The 11,241-nt window shown below is 41.8% G+C and carries 10 protein-coding genes and 1 riboswitch; of the genes, 4 read left to right on the top strand and 6 right to left on the bottom strand.

What is annotated here, in order from left to right:
• Window positions 1-103: 103 nt before the first annotated feature.
• A complete protein-coding gene (locus tag CIK80_RS09385; protein WP_095569790.1) occupies window positions 104-565 on the top strand; it encodes a universal stress protein in 462 nt (153 codons plus the stop codon).
• A 137-nt stretch (window positions 566-702) separates the two neighbouring features.
• Window positions 703-1,164 carry a universal stress protein gene (locus CIK80_RS09380; RefSeq protein ID WP_062845458.1) on the top strand — a complete coding sequence of 154 codons (462 nt, stop codon included), beginning with the start codon at window positions 703-705 and terminating at the stop codon, window positions 1,162-1,164.
• 61 nt (window positions 1,165-1,225) lie between these two features.
• Here the strand turns inward: CIK80_RS09380 and CIK80_RS09375 are convergent, their stop codons facing one another.
• Window positions 1,226-2,182 carry a LysR substrate-binding domain-containing protein gene (locus CIK80_RS09375; protein ID WP_095569789.1) on the bottom strand — a complete coding sequence of 319 codons (957 nt, stop codon included), beginning with the start codon at window positions 2,180-2,182 and terminating at the stop codon, window positions 1,226-1,228.
• Window positions 2,183-2,438: 256 nt separating this feature from the next.
• Between CIK80_RS09375 and CIK80_RS09370 the strand changes: the two genes are divergently transcribed.
• Window positions 2,439-3,542 (top strand): YeiH family protein, encoded by a 1,104-nt coding sequence (locus CIK80_RS09370; RefSeq protein ID WP_095569788.1) that lies wholly within the window; start codon window positions 2,439-2,441, stop codon window positions 3,540-3,542.
• A 300-nt stretch (window positions 3,543-3,842) separates the two neighbouring features.
• Here the strand turns inward: CIK80_RS09370 and CIK80_RS09365 are convergent, their stop codons facing one another.
• Entirely contained in the window at window positions 3,843-4,052 is a 210-nt protein-coding gene (locus CIK80_RS09365; RefSeq protein ID WP_010201661.1) for a cold-shock protein, read from the bottom strand.
• 244 nt (window positions 4,053-4,296) lie between these two features.
• Window positions 4,297-4,719: a YbaN family protein gene (locus CIK80_RS09360; RefSeq protein ID WP_095569787.1), complete on the bottom strand. Its 423-nt coding sequence runs from the start codon at window positions 4,717-4,719 to the stop codon at window positions 4,297-4,299.
• Between the two features lie 573 nt (window positions 4,720-5,292).
• Window positions 5,293-5,409: riboswitch (TPP riboswitch) on the top strand.
• Between the two features lie 119 nt (window positions 5,410-5,528).
• On the opposite strand from CIK80_RS09360, the gene CIK80_RS09350 reads away from it, so the two are divergent.
• On the top strand, window positions 5,529-6,425 hold the full coding sequence (locus tag CIK80_RS09350; RefSeq protein WP_095569785.1) for an ABC transporter substrate-binding protein: 897 nt from the start codon (window positions 5,529-5,531) through the stop codon (window positions 6,423-6,425).
• Between the two features lie 79 nt (window positions 6,426-6,504).
• Here CIK80_RS09350 and CIK80_RS09345 read toward each other — a convergent pair whose 3' ends face one another.
• From CIK80_RS09345 to CIK80_RS09335, 3 genes are all read right to left on the bottom strand, one after another.
• Window positions 6,505-7,812 carry a VWA domain-containing protein gene (locus CIK80_RS09345; RefSeq protein WP_095569784.1) on the bottom strand — a complete coding sequence of 436 codons (1,308 nt, stop codon included), beginning with the start codon at window positions 7,810-7,812 and terminating at the stop codon, window positions 6,505-6,507.
• A gap of 8 nt (window positions 7,813-7,820) precedes the next feature.
• Window positions 7,821-9,377 carry a hypothetical protein gene (locus CIK80_RS09340; RefSeq protein WP_095569783.1) on the bottom strand — a complete coding sequence of 519 codons (1,557 nt, stop codon included), beginning with the start codon at window positions 9,375-9,377 and terminating at the stop codon, window positions 7,821-7,823.
• A 227-nt stretch (window positions 9,378-9,604) separates the two neighbouring features.
• Window positions 9,605-11,107, bottom strand: a complete 1,503-nt coding sequence (locus CIK80_RS09335; RefSeq protein ID WP_095569782.1) for a Na+/H+ antiporter NhaC family protein — start codon at window positions 11,105-11,107, stop codon at window positions 9,605-9,607.
• Window positions 11,108-11,241: the final 134 nt, after the last annotated feature.

Below are 11,241 nucleotides of genomic sequence, written 5' to 3'. Positions count from 1 at the left end.
AAAATCTAAATATGTTTAGTGAATGTTCCTGATTTAATGATGTTACTTAACAGCGGGCATTAGTAGTGTTATAGTGAAAACCATCTGTCACAAGGAGCTGCTCATGAGTTACCAACATGTTTTATTGGTCACTGACTTAATGTCCGACGCTGATTTGGTTGCGCAAAAGGCCAAACGTATCCTCGCTGGCGCTCCCAATGCCAAATTGTCTGTGCTGCATATCGTTGAAGATGACATGGTGCGCTTCGGTTATGAGCTTGTCCCTTCGTCCAGCCTCACAGGCGACATCGATGGTGAAAAGTGGCAAAAAGCACGTGCTAAACTTGCGCGCTTTCTTGAGCGTAATGAGCTAGAAGCCTTTAACTCTGAGGTAACTGCTGCCATCTCTAACAGTAAGGGTATTGTTAATTACTGTCATAAAAAAAACGTTGATTTACTTATTATTGGACGTCATGAGCGTCATGGTATCGCCGCTTGGTTAGTGACTGCCACGGCGGATAGTATATTGCCAAATGTCCCTTGTGATAGCTTAGTGGTCAAGCTTAATAAGCCTGTAGAAAAATAATTGGTACTGCTCACTATGTAATTGAGTCTGTCATTTATAGATGCTGTCGCTTTGACATACTAAAGACAGTCAAGCTTTACTTCACAGCACCTTGCCGTAGTGCTATAGTTATAATCATCTGTCACAAGGAGAAGCACATGAGTTACGAACATATATTATTGGTCACTGACTTGCTCTCTGATGCCGATATAGTCGCCCAAAAAGCCAAACGCATCGTGGAGAATCGTCCTAATGCCAAGTTATCGGTATTGCATATTGTGAAAGACACCATGGTTGGCTTCGGCTATGAGCTGGTGCCAGCCTCAAGCTTATACGATCAGATTGATGATGAACGTTGCCAAGAAGCGCGTGCCAAGCTGGCACAGTTTTTGGATCGCAATGAGCTACACGACGTCAATTCTGAGGTGACCACGGCCATCTCTAACAGTGAAGGTATCGTCAATTATTGCCATAAGCATGAAGTTGATCTATTGGTCATCGGTCGTCACAACCGACATGGCATTGCCGCATGGCTCAGCGGCGCTACCGCAGACAACATCCTGCCAAACGTGCCTTGCGATAGCTTGGTCGTAAGACTGGACAAACCAGTCAACGAATAACGTAAATCAGATAGGTTATTTTATAAAACGTCCCGTAGCACATTTGCTTATGGGACGTTTTTTATTGCGGTTTCTTTGATATTGATGCCTCTGTCAAAATATCAATGAAGGTCTGCCAAATGGGACTTTGATGGCGGGCTTTGTGCCAGACCAGCCACCATGTCCGCGACAAATCAATGCCCGCCACTTTTACCTGTACCAACTTTCCTGATGCCAGCTCGCTCTCAATCACATGCTGAGACAAACAGCCGAGACCGATATCTGCCATCACCATGTGCTTGATCGCTTCTGATTGTTGAATCGCCATGACAATCTCAGCATTGGGTAAATGCTTTAGTAACTGCTCATCGATAATTTGCCGAGTGCCTGACCCTGCCTCACGTACCAATAACGGCAGCCGTGCCAACTGTTCCAGACTCAGATCATAACACCCATTATCATCATTATATGACGCTAGCTCTATCAACCATTGACTATCACGCTTGGCAAAAACCTTTAAGGTATCCGTGCGCCAAGCACGTTGCTCAATGGTTTTCATGTCTGTCGGACGCGGTACGCCCTCCACTAGCGCAATATCAATATTTAACTGTTCAATCTCGCTGACTACTTCTTGGGTATTGGCAATATACATGTCCACATTGGCATCTGGTAGCGTCTCATAGAGCGTAGCCAGCAGCGACGGCAACACATAATTCCCAATCGTGGTACTTGTACCAATACGAATCTGCCCTGCTTGGTGCTTATGATAATGCTCTAGCGTCAATGCTTGACCTAAGATTGCTTGCGCCTGTACATAAATGGTATGGGCATTGGGATGATGATTGAGCCTGCGACCAACACGCTCAAACAATGGCATTTGTAGCCTCGACTCTAATTCACTCAGAGCGCTACTGACCGCCGACTGTGATAAGTGTAACTCCTCACTAGCACGGCTGGTACTGCCCGTCTGATAAATACTGACAAAGACAGACAGCTGTTTGAGCGTGATTTTTGGTAATGTCTGAACCGACTTTTTCATTATTTCAATACTATATTAGTGGATGATACTCAGGAGCGGTGCATTATTTATTCTTCAGACGTATAAGCAGATGGAGTCATTTTATTTTTTGAGCTGAATCAGCTATAGCGAAATTAACACCATGGCTGTATACGTTAACCTAAAAAACCGATAGTTTCTATCTCATTAATCTGTTTTTATTATAGATTGTCCTGTTTTATACTGACTAATCATAAGCTTATGCTTATTTTGATTATAGATGATAGGACAGTCATTCATGCATGCTTTAGCACAAACCGTTGACCATTATTGCCCAACCAACCGCCATTTGGCAGGACTGGTAGTGGTACTGGTCGGCAGTTTGTTTTGTTTATGGCTCAATACCAGTCTCGATACTTGGACAGCAGGACGTGTGGTTGGACTGTCATCTTTAACCTTGGCAATTTTGCTTGGTATGGTATTGGGCAATACCGTTTACCCTAGTGTGTCTGATCGCTTGAGTGTGGGTGTGGCCTTCGCCAAAGGTCAGATACTGCGCCTTGCCATTATGCTTTATGGCTTTAAGCTGACTTTGACGCAAGTATCAGGGGTGGGTATGCCTGCCATCATGATCGATGCTCTTGTATTGACATCCACCTTTCTACTCACGTATTGGCTCGGTACAAGATGGCTAAAGGTAGATAGACAGACTACATTACTGATTGGCTCGGGGGCAAGTATTTGCGGCGCAGCAGCAGTCATTGCCGCAGAACCAGTAATCAAAGCCGAAGCACATAAAGTCACTATCGCCGTGGCTACCGTCGTGGTCTTTGGTACGGTCGCTATGCTCCTCTACCCACTCTTGCATCACATAGGCTGGCTGCAACCTTGGCTCAGTACTGAGCAATACGGGATCTATACGGGCTCAACCATTCATGAAGTGGCACAAGTGGTGGTGGCAGGTAATGCTATCAGTACTGAGGTTGGCGATACGGCGGTCGTCACCAAGATGATACGGGTGATGATGCTAGCGCCTTTTTTGCTTATTTTGTCTTTTGCTTTAACCAAAAGTAAGAACGATGATACTGACCGTAATGAACGACCTTCTATCGTAAAACGCCTAAAAGAAGTCCAAGTCCCTTGGTTCGCGTTTATCTTTATCGCTATTGTCTTACTACATACGTGGGTGCCAATGAGTGCAGGTTTTGAGCGTAGTATGGTCATACTCGATGATGTGTTGCTCACGATGGCGATGTTTGCCCTTGGTTTAACCACCCACTTAAGCGCTATCAAGCAAGCTGGCATCAAGCCTCTTATTTTGGGTGCGACTATGTTTGTTTGGCTCATTGTTGGTGGTGGATTGATCAATGTTGCGGTCAGCTTAATGTATAGTCGATTCTAAATAAAATAGATTAACGCTGAACTGGAATAAATTTTTCTTGCTTACTGTGCCTTCGCAGACAGAGGCTGCGAAAAATTTATTCCAGCACGCCGTTTCATTTTGATATTGAACTTACTACATTAAATCACTGCGTCTGATCTATTTATCATTATCCAACATTTAAAATGCCTACGACCATCGCTATGGTCGTAGGCATTTTTGGCTCTGTGTATCGTTAACGCTAAAGTGCAGACGAAAAAAAACGAACCCAAAGGTTCGTCTTTTAAACATCTGTTTATCTATCTGTCTATAAAAGACAAATTAGATAGCAACGATGTTATGTGCTTGTGGGCCTTTTTGGCCTTGAGTTACAGTGAACTCAACTTCTTGGCCTTCAGCCAAAGTTTTGAAACCTGAACCAGTGATTTCGCTGTAATGAGCAAAAACGTCTGCGCCAGTTTCTGGAGCGATAAAACCAAAGCCTTTAGCTTCGTTGAACCACTTAACTGTACCTTTTTGAGTATCTGACATATTGATAATCCTACTTTTAAATTTATTAATGGTCTAGTGACCGATAACGCTTGCAAATAGCTACTGAACGATAAATATTAAAACGAAGGATTATAACTAATACTACGAGGTAATGATTTGGTGCAGAACTGCTCTTAAGCTTGGACGTATTATAAGGGGAACATTCTTGCATCGCAAGCCTTATCTCATATTTCGTGTAACTGACGTCTATTTATCACCGTTTTTGCCTCTAATTGCAGCGATTTTAAGCGTTTGGCAAACGAAATAAATAGACTGCTACTCCACTACAAACGGCGGCTACCAGCCATGCGACCCATAGCATATCAGCAGGTAGACGATAAAACAGCATACTCGTTGAGATGGTCATCATGATCGTTGCCAGCCATTTGGCATATAAAGGTACGGCGTGATTGTTTTCCCAATCACGGACAAAATTACCAAAATACTTGTGATTGATGAGCCAAAAGTGAAAGCGCCTAGAGCTACGCGCCCAGCAGCCTGCTGCCAGCAATATAAAAGGAGCGGTCGGCATCACAGGTAATAGCGCACCAACAATACCCAATACAAAAAATATCCAGCCCAATATTACAAATGTCCAACGCACCGCTGGACTTTTGGATTGATTGGTTTTTGGACGATAGTAAAAAGCTTTTTTATTAGCACTCATAAGATTGGTGTCATTTGGCAATATAAATAGTAGAAATTAAGTGGCTTTAAATTTTTAATAAAGAAGCGACCTATATAGGTCAATCAGCATGCAATATCGCTGAAAATGGTACAAGGTTATTTTTGCTTTTTTGTGTTCGTTATTTATCAACCAATTGTCTTTTTACTGACTTATTTGGCAAAAGCGGTATTGAAAATATTTTAGAAATTAATCAGATAGAATTGTCAAAATCAGGGGTGGTAGCAGGCAATGTTTTCAAGATGCCAGTAAGCACAAGCCTTGAAACTAAAAAAATGTTTGAGCCATTATATGTTGATTAACTATTCATTCTTCTTTCAACAAAACTCTTCAATGAAAAACCCGCTCACATTTGAATGATGAGTTGGTTTTTCTCTTCTGCGATAAGCATTCATTATTCAAACTCAGATAAGTTGACTGCTTCGTCTCTTACATTCCATACCTTTTGAAAACTTGAATCATCTGCCTACTCAAAACCTTGCATCACCACTCGCAAGTCGTCTATGATGATGCAGTAACCATTAGCAGTACTGATCAACAATAATGTAATACCACTCAATCTTGTCGGGGTGCTTTGATTTGACGCTGTAAACACAGCCGACGTCATCGCTGAGATAGACCCGTGAACCTGAAGCAGTTAGCACTGACGTAGGAAACAAGCGTGACACGTTTTAATAAATCTCCAGATTATGCGTCAATGTAATAGCGCACCTGACTTTGAGATTTTACCTTTCTTGTTTTACCTAAACAGTATCAGTCTGATTGTTTCCCACATAAAATAGGAAACAACGATGCAGCCAACCACCACCCTTACCCTGACCCTCGAATGGTTCTTAAACCCTGATCACTTGCCCTTTATCGCTGGTGTGACCACGGGCGCGTACGAGCAAGCAGGGCTTGATATAACCATTATCGAACCAGATGACCATTATGATGGCTTTGCTGAATTGCAGAATCAAAGCATCGATCTACATGTGAATGAGCCGATTCATTTGTTTGAACATTACGCGCCCAATCTTCGTGCGCTGGGCTGCTTCTTTGAGACTGATGGCGGTATATTGATGCAGCAGTCCAGTATGGATAAGCTCAAGAACAATCAGCCGATTCGTATTTGTACCCCTGCTGCTGAGGAAAAAACCAATCGTATTGGCTTTGAGATATTAGTCCGCTATGCCAAGAAAAACGGCTTTAGCATCAGCCGCGACAATGTCACCTTTGTGCAAAAAGACTTTTATCATATAAAAAATCTGCAACAAGACCCAAGTCTCGATGGTGCATGGCTGTGCTTTTATAACTTTGAGGGCGTTGAAGCGACTTTTGAGGGCATGGATTTTACGTTTATCGATCAGAATCTGTCACCCTATCTTAACTTTTCGGCGTTAGAAATTCTCACGACTACTGAGATTTATAGTGCGAAAAAAGACGCGATAGACACCTTTATCCAAGTGACCAACCAGATGACTGAGCTGTGCAAAAGCGATCCAGATGCTGCTCACCGTATGTATTATAAGTATAGTAAAACCGAGGCGGATGCGCTAATGGATGCCATTATCGACAATACGCTGGGCAGATTGATCACGCCTATTAAGCCCGATGCAAGTAAGTGGCAAGAACTGCGCGAGATGCTGGCAGAGATCGATATCGTGACCTTGACTGATGAGCAATATCAGTCACTTTGGGCGTTGTAAAAACTGTTATTTTAAATATTAAAAAACCGCTACAGTATTGGCTATAGCGGTTTTTATTTTTGACAATCGTTGCTCGATACTATTTTCTTATCAAGCCAATCTCACGCGCTTCTTTTAGCCAGCTTGGAAACTCTTCTAGCATATTTTCATACAAGGCTTCTTCGCTAATGTCATTCAAATCGTCGAGTTCAAAAAAGTCGCAGTTATCAATCACGCGCCCTGTCATGTCGTCTAGTTTTTTCAGGATGCCATAACCGCGACCACCTAATCCGACAAACTGCCAAAACATCGGCAATTTTGCCGCTTCCGTCATGACTCTGGTGATGCCCCGATTGTCACTCACCCCGCCATCACTGATAAACAAAATATAAACGGGCACATCTAAACCATCCTTTTGATAAAACTCAGTCACGGCTTTCATGACTTCTGCTTCATTGTTGATGCGCGGGCCAAGTGCCCATTTGCGCCAGCCACCATGAGCGTTGTCAATAAACCCTTCGTAGTTGCTCAGCCCAATCTCACCCAAATATTGCGGGTCACGGGCAAACGCCCAGCAGTCTAGCGCTTGATCATCATCAAAGCTCACGGCTAGTGGCAATAAACGATTAACCACTTCTTGTACACGACCCTGTTTATATTGTCTGTTCATTGAACCTGAGGCATCGAGCACTAGCGCCACTTTTGCGGTCAATTGCTGCAATTGGCGTTTTTCAAGCGAGATGGTGGCTTTTTTGGCAAGGTTAACCAGCTTGGGCGCTTTCTCTAACATTACCTTTTCTAAAGGAACTTTTGAGGTATTGATTTTGGTTGATGGCGCAGGTTGTGGAGACACGTCATTGCGGTCGTCTTCCGCTACATCACCACCAAAGTGCTGCACGATTGCGGCAAGTCCACCATTAAACCCTTGCGCGACATTCGCTAAGCGCCAAACACCGCCCTTACGATAAATCTGCATGAGCATACTGGCTTGCTGCTGAGCAAAGTCGGCTGCTTGATACTCTGCTTGTGCTTTTTGCGACTGCTGCCAAATACCAATATCTAGCGATTGAATTTGGTTGAGCGGAGTATCGGCGGATAAAACAAAAAATAAACTGTCAACGTTGGCAGGTAGTTTGGATAAGTTAATTTCAAACTCAGCTTGTATGCCTTTGCTCGTCATCGGCTGCGACTCGTAATGTGTGAGCTTGATTTGTCCGCAGGGTGAGGTTGGCTGATTATAAAACACCATGTAATCATCATTGATGAGCTTGCCTACTGAGTCTAAGGCAAAGCAGCTGATGTCCATCTCTATCGGACTTTGACGAGTGAACTTGAGCGAGATGGGTGCGGTATCGTCAATAGCAAGGTTGTTTAAAGGTGCGCGTTGTCCGACGGTGAGATGGTTCATGGTATTCCTTAACGTTGTGTATGCCTTTTGACCGCAACAATTATTTGCCAAATTAATATGGCAAACCAAATGTAGAAAAATAGACTAATAAACTCAAATCCACTCTTAGACTCAAGAAACCTACTAAAAGGTAGGAAGTTTTTTGCTATATCATTTAAGAATATCCAAATCCATTCCAATTTTCCCCAAATGAAATAATCAAAATTATCAAAATACCAGTCATGCAAATATAGTAATATTGTATATAAAATCAAACTAATGATTAGCCAAATAATGGCTCTTATATAATTTCTTCCGAACTCAGATATTAGGTCATTCATGTTATATATTAACTTATCCCAGAAACTCCCTTCTTCCTTCAACTCATTTTTAAATGCTTTCATCTCTTGAACAAAAAATCTATTTGCTTCAAGCGTATTCCCTCTAGAATCGAATGAATACTTTATAATTCTAAATGTTTCTCGATTAGTATTGTATGAATTAATATACGATTTCAAGAAATTAGGTTGCTCTCTTAAATCCACGTTTTCAAAATCTAAACTATAGAAAAAATTAGTATGTTTAAAGTTTGAAGCAGTCATAAATGTCACATACTTAAATATACTAATGTGCTGTTTTGATTTTAAGTATTCTCCATTGACTTCGCCAAACTTAACTTCCTCAAAATCTGCTACATCAAGAAACTTAGTCCTGTTGAATTTTGCGCGAACAAATGAACTATTAGAAGCATCAAACAAACCATCTATGACTACATTTATACAATTTAAAGTAATGATATTGGCTTTCAGCATCCAAAACCCTACCAAAAAATTTGTATTTTCAATCCTAAGGTATGAGATATATGCACCATTTAATTTAAACCCTCCATCGAAATTGCAGTCATATATCTCTAGAGTGGATAGTTTCAGTTCTCTTTCATCTATATCTAAAAAAGGTTCTTTCTTAAGAATTACATTTTTAAATTTAATAAAGTTCTTAAACACACAACCTGAGAACAAGCTCTCTTCAAAAGTATATTTATCTCTACCTTCACGACCTATGTACACTTTATCTTCAAATACACATTGATAAAAAATAGAATTTTTCTTTAATAAAAATAAAGCTGCTGGCTTGATATATATCTCACATTTAAAAATACATTGCTCAAAAAAAGCTCCCGTAGACTTTAGATTAAAGTAATTAACATAGAACACACACTTCTCAAACCATACGTTTTTAAAAATTCTTAAAGTCTCTGTATAGTCAATCAACAATATGTTTGGAAATAAAATACCGTAAAATCGTATATTATATTCGCTAAGTTTCTGCTTGAATATTATTGAATCATAAAGGCATTTATTATTTTTCCTATATGTTGCTATCTCATTTATATAGCTCTCATCTTCTGAATCAGGAATATATCGCGATAAAACGTCATCAAGAATATAGAAATTTAGAAGCCTATTAAATTCGCTTAAGACAGCATTTATCGAACCTTCGTGGACACAATCTTTGTTACAATGTAGAGCACATTCATCAAGATCTTGAAATGCCTGATTATCACAGCCATCAACTCTACATTTCATATATATTTACCTTGATAAATATCAATATTAGAACTTAAGATAATAGCACACGAATATTGAGTTTTTTTCAAGCCTAAGAATTAATTAGTTAACTAAGCAGTAGACAATAAAAAACGCCATCACAATCGTGACAGCGTTCTCTTTAATATAGATATCTGCTTTTAAATTACAACGCCTTTAACTCTTCCTTCTGCAACGTCAACTGCGTTTCTAGCTCATTTAAAGAATCACCCCAACAACCACACCACCGCCACCCACGTAAACAGCAACATCCCAATATTGGCGTGAAAAAAGGTTGGAATCACACTGTCTTTAATATGATCATGCTGTCCATCGGCATTTAGACCCGCAGTAGCACCAAGCGTAATTGTAGACGCTGGCGAACCCGCATCGCCCAATGCCGCCGCTGCACCCAGCATGGCAAGAGCCGCGAGTGGAGAGAATCCAAGCGCAAACGCAAGCGGAATATAAATAGGCGCTAAGATAGGGACAGACGCAAACGAATCGCCAAACCCAATGGTAATAAACAAGCCAACGACCAGCATCACTGCCGCACCAAACAGCTTATTGTCACCAAAGAACTGAGTCGCTGATGCCACCAGTGGGTCGATGTCACCAGTGGCGGTCAGCAGCGCACCAAAGCTCGATGCAATGGTAATAATAACGGCGATTTCTGCCATTAAGCGCACGCCCTGCGTAAACACATCATCTTGCGCTTGCCAGCGATAAATACCCGAAAACCCAAGAATCATAAAACCAATCATCGCGCCAATAAACAGCGAATCAAAATAAATCTGGAACAACAACACCGTAACCACTGCCAGTGCGGTAAACAGCAGCGGCTGTAAACCAATCTCGATTTTTTCTTCCATGGCAACCGCACCATTCTGCTCAATTTCGGTTTGTCCAGTTTGTACGGCTTGCCTATAATTATTTTGTAGACCGTCATTTTGCACATAATCACGCGGTTTACGATACGTGATGAATACCGCAAACAGCATGCCAGCGAGTAGCCCCATGACGGGAAAGAACATCGCTTTTGGTGCCATACTGGCAGTCGCTGCATACCCAGATGCCTCGCCAACGCTATTAAAATTCTCTAATAAGATTTCGTTCAGATAAATCGCACCAAACCCAAACGGCAGCAGCAGATAAGACGCGCTAATACCACAAGCCAGAATACAAGCAACGGCACGGCGATCGAGTCGTAAGCGGTTCATTAGTCCAAGCAGCGGCGGTATCAGCACAGGGATAAATGCAATATGTACAGGAATGAGGTTTTGTGAGAGCAATGAGGCTACAATAAACAGCGCAAACAGCATCCATTTGACTTGCTGGCGCACATGAGCGCCTTCACGATTAAGGCTGCTTGCCATCTTTTGTGCGACCCAATCCAGAATGCCGCTTCTCGCCAGTGCAACGGCAAACGCGCCAACCATGATGTAGGTCATGCCGACTTGTGCGCCGCTTAGCAAGTTATCATTTAACACTTGTAAGATGTCTGGCATTGTCATTCTTGCGTGTAGACCACCAAGCAACGCCGCCGATACTAAGGAAACGGCCACGGGGATTTTAATCAGACAAAACACCACCATCAGCGTAATAGCCAGCACCACAGCATTGACTGGAATCGCAAACAGCCACAACGCGCCATAAATAACAGCCAAACCAATTAGGACAGGCAATGCGCGGTTAAGAAAAAAAGTATCCTGACGATAAGCAGATAACATGACGTTCCTTAAAATGTTATTTCAAATAGAGGGGCTTAATTTAGCGAGCTTAAAAAGCTGAGAAGTTATGAGCGATAGATATATTGCCATACAGACAATAAAAAACGCCATCACAATTGTGACAGCGTTCTCTT

Origin of the sequence: Psychrobacter sp. JB193 (assembly GCF_002285555.1) — a bacterium.
GTDB classification, from domain to species: domain Bacteria; phylum Pseudomonadota; class Gammaproteobacteria; order Pseudomonadales; family Moraxellaceae; genus Psychrobacter; species Psychrobacter alimentarius.
This window is presented reverse-complemented; position numbering and strand designations above follow the sequence as displayed.

Excerpts from the sequence above, each read along its gene's own strand:
- CIK80_RS09385 (WP_095569790.1), top strand. The coding sequence starts at position 104 with ATGAGTTACCAACATGTTTTATTGGTCACTGACTTAATGTCCGACGCT.
- CIK80_RS09380 (WP_062845458.1), top strand. The coding sequence starts at position 703 with ATGAGTTACGAACATATATTATTGGTCACTGACTTGCTCTCTGATGCC.
- CIK80_RS09375 (WP_095569789.1), bottom strand. The coding sequence starts at position 2,182 with ATGAAAAAGTCGGTTCAGACATTACCAAAAATCACGCTCAAACAGCTG.
- CIK80_RS09370 (WP_095569788.1), top strand. The coding sequence starts at position 2,439 with ATGCATGCTTTAGCACAAACCGTTGACCATTATTGCCCAACCAACCGC.
- CIK80_RS09365 (WP_010201661.1), bottom strand. The coding sequence starts at position 4,052 with ATGTCAGATACTCAAAAAGGTACAGTTAAGTGGTTCAACGAAGCTAAA.
- CIK80_RS09360 (WP_095569787.1), bottom strand. The coding sequence starts at position 4,719 with ATGAGTGCTAATAAAAAAGCTTTTTACTATCGTCCAAAAACCAATCAA.
- CIK80_RS09350 (WP_095569785.1), top strand. The coding sequence starts at position 5,529 with ATGCAGCCAACCACCACCCTTACCCTGACCCTCGAATGGTTCTTAAAC.
- CIK80_RS09345 (WP_095569784.1), bottom strand. The coding sequence starts at position 7,812 with ATGAACCATCTCACCGTCGGACAACGCGCACCTTTAAACAACCTTGCT.
- CIK80_RS09340 (WP_095569783.1), bottom strand. The coding sequence starts at position 9,377 with ATGAAATGTAGAGTTGATGGCTGTGATAATCAGGCATTTCAAGATCTT.
- CIK80_RS09335 (WP_095569782.1), bottom strand. The coding sequence starts at position 11,107 with ATGTTATCTGCTTATCGTCAGGATACTTTTTTTCTTAACCGCGCATTG.